Origin of the sequence: Mycobacterium paraseoulense (assembly GCF_010731655.1) — a bacterium.
GTDB lineage: Bacteria > Actinomycetota > Actinomycetes > Mycobacteriales > Mycobacteriaceae > Mycobacterium > Mycobacterium paraseoulense.
Genome location: NZ_AP022619.1, coordinates 1,566,699 through 1,582,143, shown reverse-complemented (window position 1 = coordinate 1,582,143; position 15,445 = coordinate 1,566,699). Strand labels below are relative to the sequence as shown.

General features: G+C 64.9%; 16 protein-coding genes and 2 pseudogenes. 10 read left to right on the top strand and 8 right to left on the bottom strand.

The window, feature by feature from the left end:
- Window positions 1-40: 40 nt before the first annotated feature.
- The 4 genes from G6N51_RS07135 to G6N51_RS07120 are packed head-to-tail and all read right to left on the bottom strand — an operon-like array spanning window position 41 to window position 4,651.
- On the bottom strand, window positions 41-1,171 hold the full coding sequence (locus tag G6N51_RS07135) for an acyl-CoA dehydrogenase family protein (protein WP_083171995.1): 1,131 nt from the start codon (window positions 1,169-1,171) through the stop codon (window positions 41-43).
- A complete protein-coding gene (locus G6N51_RS07130; RefSeq protein ID WP_083171996.1) occupies window positions 1,168-2,658 on the bottom strand; it encodes a class I adenylate-forming enzyme family protein in 1,491 nt (496 codons plus the stop codon). Before G6N51_RS07130 ends, G6N51_RS07135 begins: the two co-directional genes overlap by 4 nt.
- Window positions 2,655-3,503 carry an alpha/beta fold hydrolase gene (locus G6N51_RS07125; protein WP_083171997.1) on the bottom strand — a complete coding sequence of 283 codons (849 nt, stop codon included), beginning with the start codon at window positions 3,501-3,503 and terminating at the stop codon, window positions 2,655-2,657. Before G6N51_RS07125 ends, G6N51_RS07130 begins: the two co-directional genes overlap by 4 nt.
- Window positions 3,500-4,651, bottom strand: a complete 1,152-nt coding sequence (locus G6N51_RS07120; RefSeq protein ID WP_083171998.1) for a thiolase family protein — start codon at window positions 4,649-4,651, stop codon at window positions 3,500-3,502. Before G6N51_RS07120 ends, G6N51_RS07125 begins: the two co-directional genes overlap by 4 nt.
- Window positions 4,652-4,729: 78 nt before the next feature.
- Here G6N51_RS07120 and G6N51_RS07115 point away from each other — a divergent pair, with 78 nt between their 5' ends.
- From G6N51_RS07115 to G6N51_RS07105, 3 genes are all read left to right on the top strand, one after another.
- Window positions 4,730-6,232 carry a class I adenylate-forming enzyme family protein gene (locus G6N51_RS07115; RefSeq protein WP_167528575.1) on the top strand — a complete coding sequence of 501 codons (1,503 nt, stop codon included), beginning with the start codon at window positions 4,730-4,732 and terminating at the stop codon, window positions 6,230-6,232.
- Entirely contained in the window at window positions 6,229-6,531 is a 303-nt protein-coding gene (locus G6N51_RS07110; protein WP_083171999.1) for a hypothetical protein, read from the top strand. Before G6N51_RS07115 ends, G6N51_RS07110 begins: the two co-directional genes overlap by 4 nt.
- 98 nt (window positions 6,532-6,629) lie before the next feature.
- On the top strand, window positions 6,630-7,535 hold the full coding sequence (locus G6N51_RS07105) for an alpha/beta fold hydrolase (protein ID WP_083172000.1): 906 nt from the start codon (window positions 6,630-6,632) through the stop codon (window positions 7,533-7,535).
- Between the two features lie 72 nt (window positions 7,536-7,607).
- On the opposite strand, the pseudogene G6N51_RS29090 reads toward G6N51_RS07105, so the two are convergent.
- A pseudogene (locus G6N51_RS29090) lies at window positions 7,608-7,778 on the bottom strand (amidohydrolase family protein); the annotation flags it as partial.
- 181 nt (window positions 7,779-7,959) lie between these two features.
- On the opposite strand from G6N51_RS29090, the gene G6N51_RS07095 reads away from it, so the two are divergent.
- Window positions 7,960-8,538 carry a TetR/AcrR family transcriptional regulator gene (locus G6N51_RS07095; RefSeq protein ID WP_083172002.1) on the top strand — a complete coding sequence of 193 codons (579 nt, stop codon included), beginning with the start codon at window positions 7,960-7,962 and terminating at the stop codon, window positions 8,536-8,538.
- Here the strand turns inward: G6N51_RS07095 and G6N51_RS07090 are convergent.
- The gene (locus tag G6N51_RS07090) at window positions 8,513-8,938 is read right to left on the bottom strand and encodes a Zn-ribbon domain-containing OB-fold protein (RefSeq protein WP_083172003.1); all 426 of its coding nucleotides are present in this window, start codon (window positions 8,936-8,938) and stop codon (window positions 8,513-8,515) included. The two genes, G6N51_RS07095 and G6N51_RS07090, sit on opposite strands and share 26 nt — an antisense overlap.
- 1 nt (window position 8,939) lies before the next feature.
- Window positions 8,940-10,130, bottom strand: a complete 1,191-nt coding sequence (locus G6N51_RS07085) for a thiolase family protein (protein ID WP_083172004.1) — start codon at window positions 10,128-10,130, stop codon at window positions 8,940-8,942.
- Between the two features lie 105 nt (window positions 10,131-10,235).
- Between G6N51_RS07085 and G6N51_RS07080 the strand changes: the two genes are divergently transcribed.
- The 3 genes and pseudogenes from G6N51_RS07080 to G6N51_RS07070 all read left to right on the top strand — a co-directional run.
- Window positions 10,236-10,694, top strand: coding sequence for a MaoC family dehydratase (locus G6N51_RS07080; RefSeq protein ID WP_083172005.1), 459 nt, complete (start codon window positions 10,236-10,238; stop codon window positions 10,692-10,694).
- Complete coding sequence (locus G6N51_RS07075) at window positions 10,694-11,887, top strand: thiolase family protein (RefSeq protein WP_083172006.1); 1,194 nt, start codon at window positions 10,694-10,696, stop codon at window positions 11,885-11,887. The genes G6N51_RS07080 and G6N51_RS07075 overlap by 1 nt, the downstream gene beginning before the upstream one ends.
- Window positions 11,888-11,915: 28 nt before the next feature.
- A pseudogene (locus tag G6N51_RS07070) lies at window positions 11,916-12,458 on the top strand (AMP-binding protein); the annotation flags it as partial.
- A 169-nt stretch (window positions 12,459-12,627) separates the two neighbouring features.
- Here the strand turns inward: G6N51_RS07070 and G6N51_RS07065 are convergent.
- Window positions 12,628-13,449 (bottom strand): NAD(P)-dependent oxidoreductase, encoded by an 822-nt coding sequence (locus tag G6N51_RS07065; RefSeq protein WP_083172008.1) that lies wholly within the window; start codon window positions 13,447-13,449, stop codon window positions 12,628-12,630.
- Window positions 13,450-13,647: 198 nt separating this feature from the next.
- Here G6N51_RS07065 and G6N51_RS07060 point away from each other — a divergent pair, with 198 nt between their 5' ends.
- The 3 genes from G6N51_RS07060 (at window position 13,648) to G6N51_RS07050 (ending at window position 15,250) form a co-directional block, all read left to right on the top strand.
- Window positions 13,648-14,373, top strand: a complete 726-nt coding sequence (locus G6N51_RS07060) for a hypothetical protein (RefSeq protein ID WP_142274958.1) — start codon at window positions 13,648-13,650, stop codon at window positions 14,371-14,373.
- A 62-nt stretch (window positions 14,374-14,435) separates the two neighbouring features.
- Complete coding sequence (locus tag G6N51_RS07055; protein WP_083172010.1) at window positions 14,436-14,981, top strand: cytochrome c oxidase subunit 3; 546 nt, start codon at window positions 14,436-14,438, stop codon at window positions 14,979-14,981.
- A 2-nt stretch (window positions 14,982-14,983) separates the two neighbouring features.
- Window positions 14,984-15,250: a cytochrome C oxidase subunit IV family protein gene (locus G6N51_RS07050; protein WP_083172011.1), complete on the top strand. Its 267-nt coding sequence runs from the start codon at window positions 14,984-14,986 to the stop codon at window positions 15,248-15,250.
- Window positions 15,251-15,445 lie beyond the last annotated feature (195 nt).

The window sequence follows — 15,445 nt, the reverse complement described above, 5'->3', positions numbered from 1 at the left end:
TCATCATTCTGGGGACTGCCGATGCCCGGATAGCAGAGCGTCAGACGATCTTTGCTTCTGCCCTTAGCCGTTCCCAGTGTTCGGCGGGCTTGCCGAACAGCACCTCGTCGGTGCGTGCCCGACGCACGTAGAGGTGCGCCGAGTCCTCCCAGGTAAATCCGATGCCGCCGTGGATCTGAACATTCGCATGTGCGGCGTTTCGGAGCGATTCCGAGCACACCGCCTTTGCCATGCTTGCCCGCCAGGCGGTTTCGTCGGCCGGGCCGGCGTCATGGGCGTCCAGCGCGCCCTGCGAAGCGGACCTGGCCCACTCGAGGTCTAACAGCATGTCGGCGCATTTGTGCTTGATCGCCTGGAAACTGCCGATGGGGCGGTTGAACTGTTCGCGCGTGCGCGCGTAGTCGGTCGCGATCTCCAACAGGCGCTCACAGGCGCCGACCTGCTCAGCGGACAACACTGCCATCGCCAGGTCGACGCTGCGGGAAACGACGTCCTCAACCGAGGTACCGCTCGACAGGCGGGTGGCAGGTGCTGAGGTGAAGGTGATGGTCGCCATCTGCCGGGTGCCGTCGAGCACGCTCTCCTCGGCAATCACCACCCCTTGGGTCGTCGCATCGAGGACGAATAGGGCGAGCTCGCGTCCGGCGCGGGCGACGACGATCAGGTCGTCGGCCGAACCGCCGTGAAGGACATGGTGCACAACGCCGTTGAGCGTCCACGATGAGGTGGCGTACTCGGCCGACACGGACACATGGCCGCGCTGCCACAGGCCGCAGTCTCTGCTGAGTGCGGCGGCGGCGGTGCGTTTCCCTTCGATCAGCGCCGACAGCCGTTCATCTGCATCCGGATCGTCGACGGCCAGCAAGAGACTGGTGGCCAGTACCGCGGACGCGAGGAACGGCACGGACGCCAAAGAGCGCCCGAGTTCGTGCGCAACGACGCCCATCGCGGTCGCGCCGTAGCCGGCGCCGCCGAATTGCTCGGGAAGCCCGATCGCGGCGACCCCGACCTGACCGCACAGCACTTTCCAGAGTTCGGCGTCGAAGCCGCGGTGCTTTTGACGTCCGCCATAGGCGACCGCGCGAACCCGATCCTCCGGCGACAGCCGCTCGCAGGCTGCACGCACGGACTGGGCGAGCTGTTTGCGCTCGTCGACGCTCAGGGATGTCATCGATCGTCTCCTGTGATCTGTTCTACGAGTGCGGGTTTCGCGACCTTTCCCAGTCCTGTCATGGGGAACTCGTCGACAACCATTAGGCGCTCTGGCCACTTTTGTTTCATCAGTCCGCGCTGGTCAAGAAAGGCGCATAACTCTTCGAGGGTGATTTCGCGACGACGCGGAGATCGGCGCACGACCGCACACACCATTTCGCCGCGCTCCGCGTCGGGCTGGCCGATCACCGCCACCTCGTCGATGAGCGGATGGGCCAACAACTCGTTCTCGATCTCATCAGGCGAGATGTTCTCACCCTTACGGATGATCAGGTCTTTGACTCGGCCGGTGATCACGATGCGCCCGTCGGGCCGCAGATGCCCTCGGTCACCGGTGCGCAACCAGCCATCGGATGTCGTCGTCTGTGACCACTGTGCGGCGTCGAGGTAGCCCGGGGTCACGTTGGCGCCGCGCAGTTCGATCTCGCCGCGGGCCCCGATCCGTACCTGCGCACCCGGAATCGGCCTGCCGCACGTGTGCGACTGCTGCTCCTCGGAATCGGTCGCGTCGCTGACGCAGATCGTGGGGGCTTCGGTCATTCCGTAGGCGTGTACGATCGGCACGCCCATGTGGGTACGCACCTTGTAGTGCAGTTCGGGCGGGCACGGCGCCCCCCCGCCGATCAACATGCGCAGCGAGGGGATCAGCGGCTGATCACCGCCGGAGGCGAGTTGGGCCGCAAGAAGCATCTGATAGAACGCGGTGCTGGAGCCCGAGATCGTCACGCTGTTCTCTGCCAGTTGACGGGGAAGTTCGGTAGCGTCGATCTTCGGTATCAGCAACGCGGGAAACGCTCCGATCAAAGCGCTTGCCAGATAGAGGATTCCGCCGATGTGCGCGATGGGGAACCCGATCGTTCCGACATCGTCGGGGTGGCTGCCGAGTCCGAGATGGGTGGTGTAGCCGCGCGCCGCGGCCAGTAGCGTGGCGTCGGTGTGGCGGACACCCTTCGGTCGGCCGGTCGTGCCGGACGTGAAGTAGATCCACCGTGCGTCATCCGGTGAGCGTGGCGCGGCCAACGTCGGGTCGGAACCGCCAGGGGCCCCTCGCACGACCTGAAGGAAGTCGGCGGGCAGCGTGACGAGTGAGACGTCGGGTGGGGCGTTGATCGCCGTGGCGTCGTCGACGATCAGCATGTCGGCTGCCGCAACGTCGAGCGCGGCGCGGACTTCGCGCTGCCGGCAGAGGTGCAGCACCGGCGCCTGAATTGTGTCGGTGCGGGCCAGTGCCAGCATGAGCACCGCCGCGGCGCTGTGTGACGCCAATTGCCAGGCGACGGTCATTCCGGGGCGTACCCCGGAGTCAGCCAGCCAGCGGATGCACGCGGTCGAAAGCCGCGCCACCTCCGCGACGGTGAACACCCCGCCGTCGACGTCCAGCAGCAGTCGCTGATCCGGTCTCGCCTCAGCTACGTCGTCGAGCAATCCGGCGATGGTGGAGGTCATGGTTGCGATCCTTCAACGAATGCTGCGATGGCCTCCGCGGTTTCGACCGGCCGGTCCATCATCACGTAGGTGGAACTTCCCTCGACAAGGCGTAGCGTCGCGTCGGGAAACGCTTCGGCGAGCCGCTCGGCATGGCTCACGGGGAACAGCTCGTCGTGAGTTCCCCACACCACCAGCACCGGCTTGGACCACTTCCGGATAGCGGACTCTGCTGCTTTCGTGTGCCGTGGATTCAGTGCCGCGCTGAATCGGACAGCCTCGCGGCGTACGTCGGCCGAGCCCAGAAAGCCGCCGAAGATCGCCGAATCGCGGTCTTTGGCGATGCCGTCTTTGGTGACGGCACGCTTGAAGAACGCCAGACCGGGCCGGCTGGCCAGTGCCCGCAAGGCGATGGCGCCGGCGCCGCCGCTGATCCGGCACAGCTTTACCAGCGGTGCGAACGATTTCGGTGGGAAGTGCTCGAAACTGTCGCAGTTGGTGAACACCAGCCGCGATACCCGAGACCAGTTGAGGTCGGGAATCGCTAACGCGGACAACACGATTCCGCCGCCGGTGTCGTTGGCGACCAGTGTTACGTCGCGCAGATCCAACTGTTCGAGTAGGCCGATGATGCGCCGGCCCGCGGCAACCACCCCGACGTTGACGCCGTCGCCGACCGGTCGCCGCTGCGCTCCGAACGGCCACGTCGGTGCGATGCACCGGTGGTTATCGGTCAGCCGCGCGATGACGTCGTCCCACAACCCGCCGGTGACGTACGCCCCGTGCACGAACACGATCGGCGCGCCGGCGCCGACATCGGCGTACTCGATCTCGGCGTCGTCGACGACGACGTCCGCGATCGTCATCTCGACAGGATGGCGACGGCGGCGGTCCCCGGTGAGCCGTAGAGCTGGGCCAGCGCGACGCGCGGATTGTTGGGCACCTGACGGTCGCCCGCGTTGCCGCGTAGCTGGTGGACTAGTTCGTACACTTGGCGCAGGCCGGACGCGCCGACCGGCTCCCCGTTGGCCAGCAGACCGCCGTCGGTGTTGATCGGCAGCCGCCCACCTATCTCGGTAGCGCCGTCGTGCAGTAGCGACTCCTGCTCGCCGTCCTTGCAGAGCCCGGTTTCGGCCATGTGAATGACCTCGGACCCGGCGTCGGTGTCCTGCAGCTGCGCGACGTCGACGTCCTCGGGTCCGATGCCGGCCTGCTCGTACGCGGCTTTCGCGGCTTCCGCGGTGGTTCCCGGAACGATCGGCAGTTCGATCGACGTGCGTAGCAGCTCGAAGGCGCCCTCGCGACGGCTGCGCAGCGCGGATGCCCGCAGGTAGATCGGGGTGTCGGTGTATTTCTTGGCGACGTCGGCCCGACACACCACGACCGCCGCGGCGCCTTCGTTTGGGTTGCAGTACATGAACTGACGCAGGGGTGCGTTGACGATCGGCGAGCCTAGGATGGTCTCCACGCTCATGGCCTTGCGGCGCCACGCATGATCGGCCAGGGCGCCGTTGGCGAGGTTCTTGGCCGCGACGCGGGCCAGCGTCTCGTCGGTGACGCTGTGGTCGTGCATGTAGCGCATGATCTTGGTGCCGAAGTAGTGAGTGGTCAGGAACATGCCCTGATCGCCATACCATTGCGGGAGCCCGGCTACCGCGGGATCCGCGCCGAATGCACCGCGCGGGTGTTTGTCCAGGCCGACCCCGACTGCGATCTCGGCCTCGCCCAGCTGGACGTCTCGGGCCGCAAGTGTCAGCAATGTGTTGCCCGTCGCGCACCCGCTCAGCGTCGCCCGCGCGGGGATACCGGTCATTCCGGCGAGACCGGTTACGGCCTCCGGGTTGGCCACTTCGAGGCTGCCCGCGTAGAGGCTGCCGACGTCGGACCAGTGCACCCCGGCATCCTTGAGCGCACGGCCGATCGCAACCGCGCCCATCTCGAGTGCCGAGCGATCCGCGTACCGCCCGAAGGGGTGGATTCCGACGCCGATGATCGCGATGTCCGGTGTGCTCATGGGTCTCCTTGGGTCAAGTGGACTCCTGCCAGCTGCTAAGGATATAACTATATAGCGGATTTACGAAGGGTTGAGGAGTTGAGTATTGCACTGCTGCTCGAGATGGCAGTCTCGGGCGACCCCGATCGGCTGGCGGTCATCGACCGCGAGAGCCGGTTGACCACTACCGAACTGAGTGCGCTAGCCAGCGGGGGAGCCGCGGTCCTTGCGGATTCCGGCGGACAGCACGTGGCGTATATCGGGACAGGCGGGACCATGCTGCCGGCGTTGATCTTCGCCTCGGCGCGGGCGGCGGTGCCATTCACCCCGTTGAACTACCGGCTCGGTACCGAGGGCTTGCATCAACTCCTCGACCGCCTGCCGTCTGCGCTGGTGGTCGCCGACGACGACTACGTCGACATGGTGGCCGGAGCGGGCAAGCAAGTTCTGCGCTCCGAGGACTTCCTTGCCGCTGCCCGCGCGGCCGATCCCGCCCAGCAGTTCGCCGATCCCGACGACGTCGGCATCGTGCTGTTCACGTCCGGCACGACGTCACGCCCCAAGGCTGTTGAGCTGACGCACAATAACCTGACGAGTTACGTGACGGGCACGGTTGAGTTCGCTTCTGCTGGCGCCGAGGACGCGACGTTAGTGTGTGTTCCGCCGTATCACATCGCCGGTGTCGGTGCGGCACTGTCGAATCTGTACGCCGGCCGAAAAATCGTGTACCTGCCCAGGTTCGATGCGCGGGAGTGGGTGCGGCTGGTTCGTGAGGAGAAGGTGACAACGGCGACCGTCGTGCCGACTATGTTGGACCGGATCGTTGCGGAGTTGCGGGCCGCGCCGACCGGGTTGCCTACACTGCGCAACCTGGCCTACGGCGGCTCGAAGGTGGGTCTGCCGCTGGTGCGCAAGACGATGGAGTTGCTGCCGGATGTCGGGCTGGTCAACGCGTACGGGTTGACCGAGACGAGTTCGACGATCGCGGTGCTGACCCCCGATGACCATCGGCTAGCATACGCCGCCGAGGATGAGTCGGTATCGCGGCGGCTCGGTTCGGTCGGCCGGCCGGTGCCCGGCATCGAGGTTCAGATCCGCTCCGAGGACGGTACCGCGTTGGGTCCGGGTGAGCCGGGGGAGTTGTTCGTGCGGGGACCGCAGGTGTCGGGCCGCTACACCGAACAGGGATCGGTTCTCGACGCCGAGGGTTGGTTTCCTACAAGGGATGTCGCGATGGTCGACGACGATGGTTACCTTTTCATCGGTGGGCGCTCTGATGACACGATCATTCGGGGCGGCGAGAACATCGCGCCCGCCGAGATCGAGGATGTCCTGATCGAGCATCCCGCGGTTCGTGAGGTAGTTGTCGTCGGGCTCGACGATCCGCAGTGGGGGCAGATCATCGTTGCGGTGGTGGTGCCCGAGCCGCACTCCGAACTCGACGCCGATGACCTGCAGGCGTTTGCGCACAAGGTGTTACGAGGTTCACGCACCCCGGACCGCATCGAGATCGTCGATCAGCTGCTGACCACTGACACCGGCAAGGTGTTGCGCCGTGAAATTATCCGAGAACTGTCCGAAAAGCTCAGGAGTGCAACATGATCAAGAACGGTACCCGCCTGCAGAGCCAGGTCTGCGGCACCCAGGTGATCGTAGTGCGGGCCACCGACAGCCTTGACGACCTACGCTGCGGCGGCGAGCCGATGGTGACACTGGATGCCGAGAAGTCACCGCACGCGGGCCTCGATCCCGCGCTGGCGGGCGGGAGCGCGATGGGTAAGCGGTACGTCGACGAGGATGGCGCCGAGGTGCTGGTCACCAAAGCCGGAGTCGGCACGCTCAGCATCGGCGGGACGCCGCTTTCGCTCAAAGAGGCCAAGCCGCTGCCGGCCAGCGACTGAGCGCGCGCCACGATGAGTGCCCAGCATGACCGTACTGCGAGAATCTGGCGCGCGGCTTTCGCGGCGGCTTCACACTCAGTGACTAGTTGCGGAGCGACATGAGCACCTCCCAAGCCTGGCCACCACACGCGGCGCTGAAGATTCCGGCGGGTGACGTCACGATGGTCGCGGATGCCTATGGTGATCCGTCGGATCCGCCGGTGGTGCTGCTGCATGGTGGTGGCCAGACCAGGCATTCCTGGGGTTCGACCGCTTCCGATCTGGGCGCCAAGAACTGGTATGCCGTCACGGTCGACCTGCGTGGGCACGGCGACAGCAGCTGGTCGCCGGACGGCTATTACGGGCTGGACCGGTTCGCCAACGATGTGGCCCGGGTGGCCGACTTCCTCGGTCGCCCACCGGTCTATGTGGGTGCCTCACTGGGCGGCAACTCCGCGTTGGCGGCGATCGCGGGCCGGCCCGATCTCGCGCTCGGCCTGGTCCTGGTGGACGTGTCGCCGTTCCTGCAACCCGCGGGGACGAGCCGGATCCGCGACTTCATGGTGTCACACGCCGAGACGGGGTTCGGCACGCTGGAGGAGGCCGCCGATGCCGTCGCTGCCTACGTCCCGCACCGTCCCCGCCCGCGCAACTTCGACGGTTTGAAGAAGAACCTGCGCTTCCGAGACGGCCGGTGGTACTGGCACTGGGACCCCGCATTTATGGCATCGCCGACAGATCAGGCCGTGCAGCGCGATCAGCTCATCGACCCCGCCCGGCTCGGTGCGGCCGCGCGGGACTTGCGGCTGCCGACGCTGCTCGTGCGCGGCGGCGAGTCCGATGTCCTCAGCGTCGGCGACGCGGTGCGTTTCCTGGAGTTGGTGCCACACGCCGAATTCGCATCGGTTGCCGGTGCGCACCACATGGTGGCCGGTGACGATAACGCGGTCTTCGAGGGCGTGCTCGACGACTTCCTCGAGCGCCGGGTGCGCTCGCGGCTCAAGCTGTTCAACGCTGCGAGCTGACGATCGAGCTCGCAGGTTGATCGTGTTGCGTTGATTCCGGGCGGGCCCCTAGGGGATTCACCCTCGGCGCTGCTAGGAAACGGTCTGTAGCAGTGGCGGGTTGACGGCGTCCGGATCTGGGTTGGCAATGGGAAGCCCCATGAACCGACGGGCGTTGTCCCCCATAAAGTCGTAGGTACGGCGTGTGTCCATGCCCTCGGCGTACTTGAAGTAGCCGCGTGGAGTTTCCAGGCCTTCCGGGTACGCCTCCATTCTTCGCTGAGCCTGCCCTGAGCTTCCCGCAACTTGACGAATGTGTCAAGATACTATCCGATGGCGACACAAAATATCGATCTACATGGGGAAACCGACTTCCGACGTTTTCGTCATGTAAGTTGCGACCACGACCGCGTCTGAGGGCGTCCGTGCCGGGGACCTGCTCGATATGAGCCGTGGCGAACGAACGCGTTCGGCGATACTCGACGCCAGTCGGCGGTTGTTCCTCGAGCGTGGCTTCCGCGGCACGCCGATCAACGCGATCACTGAAGCGTGCGGGATCTCACGCGCGGGTTTCTACACGTACTTCAAGGACAAGCGCGAGGTATTTAGCGTGCTCGGCGAGACTGCGTACCGCGATGTGCTCACGGTGATTGGGCAGTGCGGTGATGCGGTCATGTCGGGAAGGCCGGACGCTCTGAGGGCTTGGGTGGGCGAGTACTTCGGCTATATGGACCGCCACGGCGCGTTCGTGACGGCGGCGGCGCATACCGCACCCGACGACGAGGAGTTCCGTCGATCCCGCAACCACATGATGACGCGCGCCGCATGGAAGCTGGGACAGGCGATCTGTGCCGAAGGGAAGCATTCCCCGGAAGTCATCGGCATCGCCGCCATGGGGCTACTCGACCGCGCGTGGTATGCAGTGCACACGCAATTTGTTCCGGTGGATCGCGCCGAGATGATCGAGGTAGTAGCGGAGACGATTGCCGCGATGACCGCTACGCCGGGCGAAACGCGTACGTGAGCAACGATTCGCCGGCTTCCGTCTCGAAGGTGCTCGTACAGCTCACCATCGGCTGACCGATGCGCAGTTCCGCCGCATCAACACCGATGATCAGTGACTCGACAAGAACGCGGTCTCCGAGCTGGATAAATCCGACGATGTATGGCCGGAATGCCTCCGGCGAGCGGTGACCCTTGTAGGGCAGAGGTGGGGGGAACTGCTGGGAGGTGAAAGTGAAAAGCGTTCCCTCCGTCGGCAAGTCGATTGGCTCGATGTCTGCCTGAACGTCGGGATCGGCGTCGAACAACTCCGGCCGTTCCGCCGGGAATTTCACCACGCCCGTCGACCGTCGTCGAGAGCCCTGGAGCACGGCGCGATCGCCGTCGATCCGGAAAAGATTGTCTGCGATGAGTTGACTCATGTCATGCCACCTCGATTACCATTGCTGCTCCCATTCCGCCACCGGCGCACATCGACAACACGCCGATGCCGCCGCCGCGGCGGCGGAGCTCATAGATTGCCGTCGTCACCATCCGCGCGCCTGTCGCAGCGATTGGATGGCCCAGGCTAATGCCGGATCCGTACACGTTGACGATTTCCTCGTCGAGGCCCAGTTCGCGCGAACACGCCACCGCCTGAGCGGCGAACGCCTCGTTGATCTCGAACAGCGCCACGTCCGCGAGTTTGCGCCCCGCCAACTCCAGCGCTTTGGGGATGGCCCAGATCGGTCCGCTCCCAGTCCGATTCGGCGGCACACCGACCGCACCCCACGACAGCACGTCGGCCAACACGTCCTTGTCGGTGTCCGGCCTGGCCAGCGCGAGCACCGCGGCCGCGTCGTTGAGTCCCGACGAATTGCCTGCGGTCACGGTGAACCCGTCGATCTCGGGATGCAGGACGTTCAGGCCGGATAGCGCCTCCAGGGTGGTGGCCCGGCGCGGGTGCTCGTCCTCGGCGAAAGTGACCGTAGTTCCGTCGGCCTGCGGAACCCGTAGTGGCACAATCTCGTCGACGAAGGAGCCGGCGTCAATGGCCTTCACCGCGCGCTGGTGGCTGCGCAGCGCCCACTCGTCTTGGTCCTGGCGCGAGATCCCGTACTGGACAGCGCAATTGTGCGCCACTGTGATCGACATATCGAGGGCCGGCGCGTCCGCTGTCGGCGGGTGTGAGAGCGGAGACCAGGGGTCCTCGTAGTCGTCCAGCGACTTACCGGAGGTGAACGGCTTGCGTTTGCGCAGCAGCGGTGTTGTCGATAATGACTCCATCCCGCCGGCCAGGATCGCTCGACTCATTCCCGCCGCGATCTGGCCTGCGGCCACCGCGACCGCGGAAAGGCTCGAGGCGCATTGCCGGTTGACCGCCATCCCGGGAATGCCGGTCAGGCCGAGATCGACGGCGACGTAGCGGGCGCTGTCACCGCCGCCCTGCATGCTCTCGGCGAGCACCAGGTCATCGAACTCGGTGGCATCAAATTCTGATCGTTTGATGGCCGCGGCGATCACCGGTTTAGCCAGCTCAACGGCAGGCATGTGGGTCAGCGTTCCTTTGCGGGCGGTACCGATAGGGGTGCGGGCGGCGGCCACGATGGCTGCGCGCGACGTCGTCGGCGTCATGTGTCTCCCGAAAGGTCGTCGGATACCCCGGTTTGGGTGTCCTGGTTCGCGCCTAAGAGTATACCGTTAAATAGATATCTGTATTAGCGGTCTGACGGGAGTGAAATGAAGACAATCGGATCGGTCGACGACGCAGTCGAGGCAATAGGGGCCGAACTCGGCGTCAGCCAGTGGTTTGAAGTGGAGCAGTCGCGCATCGACGAGTTCGCCGACGTGACCATGGACCACCAGTGGATCCACGTCGACGTGGAGCGCGCGAAAACCGAAAGTCCCTACGGCGCAACCATTGCGCATGGCTTTCTGACCCTGTCGCTCATTCCCGGCCTCAGCAAGGACAACTACCGCGTGGAGAACGCCAAGATGGGCATCAACTACGGGCTGAACAAGGTCCGGTTTCTGGCCCCGGTGACGGCGGGCAGCCGGGTGCGGGTGCGCTCGGAACTCGCCGACGCGGTGAGAGCTGGTGAGGACGCCGTTAATCTCACCGTCCGGCACACCGTCGAGATCGACGGGTCGCAGAAGCCCGCCGCCGTCGCCGAGTTGATCGCCCGGTACATATTCTGATGAGCGGCGGCCCATTCGGCGGCAAGGCAGTCCTGACAGGTGCGGGCAAGTCGCAGGTCGGCCGCAGGTTGGGCCGGACCGGCCTGGACCTGACGCTGGAGGCGGTGCTGCGCGCAATCGCCGACGCCGGGCTCGACGTCGACGACATCGACGGGATCGCCAGCTATCCCGGACCCGGAATGCCTGATCCGGGGTTTTCCGGCGCCGGCATCCACGACGTACGCAACGCGCTTGGGTTGCGGAGTCGCTGGTACATGTCCGGGATCGAGACCGCCGGACAGATCGGCCCGGCGATCGAGGCGTGCATGGCGGTCACCCTCGGGTTGGCGAACCACGTCGTGGTGTTCAGGTCAGTGTGGGAGTCGACCGCAGCACAGCAACGGGGCGGGGGCAGGGCGTCGGTGTTGTTCGGGGGTGGCAAGCTGCCTCCCCACCTCGAGTGGGTCGCGCCGTACGGGGCGTTGTCCGCAGCGAATTGGCTCGCCATGCCCGCGCAGCGTTACATGCACGACAACGGGATGACCCGAGAACAACTCGGCGCGATCGCAATCAACGCCCGCCGCAACGCCCGGCTGAATCCTGACGCCATCTATCGCGAGCCGATGACCATGGATGACTACCTCGACGCCCGAATGATCTCCGAACCACTATGCCTTTACGACTGCGACGTCCCTTGCGACGGTGCCACCGCAGTCATCATCTCGCGCCGCGACGCCACGCACGGACTGCCGCGCCACCCGTTGACAGTAGAGTCCGTCGGCCCCGGCATGTTCGAGCGCGCGACCTGGGATCAGCGCTTCGACCTCACCACAATGGCCGCCCACGATTCAGCCGAAACCCTCTGGCAGAACACGACCTTGATGCCGGGCGACGTCGACATGGCGCAGATCTACGACGGCTTCTCGTTCCTGACCGTGATGTGGCTGGAAGCGCTCGGCTTCTGCGAAAAGGGCAAGGTGGGCGAATTCATCGAAGGTGGCGAGCGCATCGCGCGCGACGGCGAGCTACCGATCAACACCAGCGGCGGACAGTTGTCGGCTGGGCGACTGCACGGCATGGGTTTTCTGCATGAGGCATGCGTGCAGATGTGGGGCGACGCCGGCGACCGCCAGGCGTCCAAAACGCCCGAAGTCGTCGCGGTCGGGGTCGGGGGCGGACCCGTGGCCGGATCGATGCTCCTGAGCAGCCGGTAATCGGGTATTCGATACGGGCGACGCTTCGATGACACTGGCCGACAGCGTCACCGACAACGCCCGCCGATTCCCCGACGTGGCCGCATACCGTCTCGAAGATCGCGAGGTCACTCACGCGTCGCTGCGCGAGCGCGCCGCGCGCCTGATTTCGGCGATGGCATCTGCCGGTGGGCGGCGCCAGGACGGCATCACGATACTGAGCCGCAACAGCGTCGAGCTCGGCGAGGTGATGGCAGCCTGTCAGCTCAGCGGAATCATCATGGTGACCCTCAATTTTAGGCTGACCCGCGATGAGGTGCGCGACGCGCTGGTGCGCGTGCGGCATTCCATCGTGTTCGTGGTCGACGTGTTTGCACCCATGGTTTCTGAGCTCGCGCCCGAACTTCAGAATCAGCCGCTGATCGTATGCATCGGCAGCCAGGACCACTGCCAGATGGTCGACTTCGACGACTTCCTCACGAGCGGCGCCAGCGGCGCGGCCAAAAGCTGCATCCTCGGGCAACGAGAACGGCGACACGTCGCGTTCACCATGAACGCCGAAATGCGCACCGGCTCGGCCGATCGCGCGGTGGCGATCAAAGGCGTCTCGGTAAACCGCACTAGTGCGGTCCTGCATGTGGTGCTGGACCGGGCCGACAAGCACCGGCCCGAGGGTCGGCTTCGGCTGCCCGCGTCGAGCTGGCCGCACTGACCCAGACGGTGGCCGGCGGCCGACGCAGTCGTACATCTTGTCGTCTGTGTCATTTCGTTCCAACGGGATTGAGTGGAAGTGGGCCGTCGGCGACAACGTCGCCGAGCAGGCCGAGATCGGCACCTGCCTGCGCAGCGGCCGCAAGGCATGCGGCGACGTCCTTGCGAAGGAAGGGACCCGCGATCTCGGCGAACGAGTCGGTGCCACCGACTTGCTGCATGTGGGTGGCGGCGCGACTTCCCGCGCTGCACACCTGGAGTGCGGCCAGCAGAGCATCGGGGTTTACGCCGATCGATGCCCCCAATTCTGTTGCGGCAGCGACTAGCTGGGCGTTGGCGGCGAAGAGCACATTGTTGATGAGTTTGAGCGCTAAGGCGCTGCCCAGTTCCCCGGTGGGCACGATCGTATTCGCGTAGGCCGCCAGTGTTGGCGTCACCAATTGCACGGCCTCGGCGGGGCCGCCGATCAGCACGGTGAGGGTGCCTGCGGCGATGTCGTCGGCGGTGCCGCTGACCGGCGCATCGAGGATCGTCGGAGCGGAGGGATCGTCACGCAAGGACTCGAGCGTGGTCAGCGTGCCGGTGGTGTGGGAGACCACGATGCTGCCGGGCTTGGCGTTGGCGACGAAGCCGTCAGGACCTAGACCTACCTCGATTAGCTGCGCGTCGGAGAACAAGCACGAGATCAGAATGTCGCTGCGGGTGGCGAGTTCGGCCACCGAGGCGGCAATCCGGGCGCCGCGTGATGCGAGTCGATCGCGTACCTCTGACCGTCTCACATACACCGCCACGCGCACCCCGACGTCGAGCAGCCGAAGCACCATAGGCTCGCCCAACCGACCCACTCCTATGAAGCCGACGGCGTTGGTCACATGCGCTCCTCGGGCATTCGATATAACCAATTTAGTTAGGCGGCCTAGGCTCCCGCTAAGTCCGCGGGCACGCCGAGTCAAAGGACCTACCGACTATGTATCCCGCTCGAAGCGAAGTCAATCGATGATTGACTACGAGTGAGAACGGCCGATAACGTGACCTCGGTCTCAAAGTCGGCGCGAGGAGTCAGAATGCACGTGAGGATCGAAAAGGGCGCGGCATGGCTAGGACTGGCGATGTTGGGCGGTTTCATGGTGATGTTTTGGTTCATCGCTGGACTCATCCCGCCGATGAGTCCAGCCCTGACCGCCGAACAGACGGCACACATCTACGGCGACCACAGCTTACGCATCCGTATCGGTCTCGCCCTGATGATCCTGTTTGCCTGGCTCTTCGCGCCGTTCCTTGCGCTGCTGTCACGCCAAGTACGCCGGATCGAAGGCTATTGGGGGGTCATGTCATTGACCCAAGTGATGCTGAGCGTCACCTTCCCGTTCGGCTTCTCGCTATGCGCACTCTTCGGGGTGGCGGCCGCCTACCGCCCAGAGCGCAATCCCGATGTGACACAAGGACTCAGCGACATGTTCTGGTTCATGTTTGTCGGGTTGGTCGGCCCGTTGATCACGCAGGTGGTCATCCTGGCGTTCTGCGTGTTCATTGACAGGCGACAGGTGCCGAGCTTCCCGCGGTGGTTCGGTTACTTCAACATCTGGTATGCCGTTCTTGGCGTACCCGGATGCGCGATCTACCTGTTCAAGACCGGTCCGCTGGCGTGGAACGGAATATTCGCCTTCTGGATCCCTCTGACCGTGTTCTGCATTTGGTGGATCGTGACAGCAATCATGTTGACCCAAGCGGTCGATGTCGAAGCGGCCGAACGTAAAGCGCGCGCTGCGAATCGGGAGTGGGAACCGGCCGCGTGAGTCAGACGTCCCTCCGGCCGGTTGGCGGCGCGCCGTCAAGCAGGACGCGGCCGACCCCCCATATGCCTGGCGAATCTGGCGTGTGGATTTTCCTGTTCGGCGACATGGTCGTGTTCGGCGTCTTCTTCGCGACCTTCATGTGTCAGCGCGCACAGGCACCCGAACTGTTCGACGCATCGCGGCACACGCTCAGCATCGGCATCGGCCTGACGAACACGCTGGTTCTGCTGACCAGTTCGCTGTTCGTGATGACCGCTGTCCGCGCGATCCGGCTATCCCATCGGGTTGCGGCGCAATGGCTGCTCGTCGGAGCGCTGATTTGCGGGCTCATTTTCATTGCGCTCAAGTCCGTTGAATACACGGCCAAGGTCACTGCCGGTCACGTCCCGACAGAGAACAACTTCTACCTCTACTTCTTCATCCTGACCGGCCTGCACCTCTTCCACGTGCTGATCGGCGTCGGTGTGCTGATCCTGCTGATGACGCAAGCGCGCCGAAGGCAGCTCAGCGCCCTGAGGATGGCGGTTGTCGAAGGCGGTGCATGCTTCTGGCACCTCGTCGATCTGTTGTGGATCATGCTGTTCGCGCTGCTGTACCTGGTGAGTTGACGATGACCGTCTCATTGCTGCGCGCGCGCTCCACGCTCGTGTGGCTGCTGCTGGTCGTGGTAACGCTGCTGTCGTGGGCGCTGGGCGCCGACCACGGCGTTGGCTCGACAGTCGCAGTGGTCGTCCTCGGGCTTGCCGTGGTCAAGGTTCGGTTTGTCGGCCTCGACTTCATGGAGTTGCGCACCGCACCGCTTATTCTGCGGGCACTTTTTGAGGCGTACTGCATCATGTTGTGGATGGTTCTCGCCGGTATGTACTTGTTGCTCTGAGCGCCGATGGCTGGTCAAGGGTAACGTGCCGCGAGCGAAGCACGCCCCGATTGATCCAGACGGTCGCCCGCGAGCTGTTCGCAGAGCCGGGGACGGCGCCACGACGCGCAGGATTGCTTCACACGCACGGGGATTCGCACATTTGAACCTGAGGCGCCGGCACGGATGAACCAATGGCCGGTGAGCGGGAAGGAC

Coding starts and splice junctions, on each gene's coding strand:
- G6N51_RS07125 (WP_083171997.1), bottom strand. CDS start 3,503: ATGACGATCGCGGACGTCGTCGTCGACGACGCCGAGATCGAGTACGCC.
- G6N51_RS07085 (WP_083172004.1), bottom strand. CDS start 10,130: ATGACGCCGACGACGTCGCGCGCAGCCATCGTGGCCGCCGCCCGCACC.
- G6N51_RS07075 (WP_083172006.1), top strand. CDS start 10,694: ATGAGCGGCGGCCCATTCGGCGGCAAGGCAGTCCTGACAGGTGCGGGC.
- G6N51_RS07110 (WP_083171999.1), top strand. CDS start 6,229: ATGATCAAGAACGGTACCCGCCTGCAGAGCCAGGTCTGCGGCACCCAG.
- G6N51_RS07080 (WP_083172005.1), top strand. CDS start 10,236: ATGAAGACAATCGGATCGGTCGACGACGCAGTCGAGGCAATAGGGGCC.
- G6N51_RS07130 (WP_083171996.1), bottom strand. CDS start 2,658: ATGACCTCCACCATCGCCGGATTGCTCGACGACGTAGCTGAGGCGAGA.
- G6N51_RS07055 (WP_083172010.1), top strand. CDS start 14,436: ATGCCTGGCGAATCTGGCGTGTGGATTTTCCTGTTCGGCGACATGGTC.
- G6N51_RS07090 (WP_083172003.1), bottom strand. CDS start 8,938: ATGAGTCAACTCATCGCAGACAATCTTTTCCGGATCGACGGCGATCGC.
- G6N51_RS07120 (WP_083171998.1), bottom strand. CDS start 4,651: ATGAGCACACCGGACATCGCGATCATCGGCGTCGGAATCCACCCCTTC.
- G6N51_RS07095 (WP_083172002.1), top strand. CDS start 7,960: ATGAGCCGTGGCGAACGAACGCGTTCGGCGATACTCGACGCCAGTCGG.
- G6N51_RS07135 (WP_083171995.1), bottom strand. CDS start 1,171: ATGACATCCCTGAGCGTCGACGAGCGCAAACAGCTCGCCCAGTCCGTG.
- G6N51_RS07105 (WP_083172000.1), top strand. CDS start 6,630: ATGAGCACCTCCCAAGCCTGGCCACCACACGCGGCGCTGAAGATTCCG.
- G6N51_RS07050 (WP_083172011.1), top strand. CDS start 14,984: ATGACCGTCTCATTGCTGCGCGCGCGCTCCACGCTCGTGTGGCTGCTG.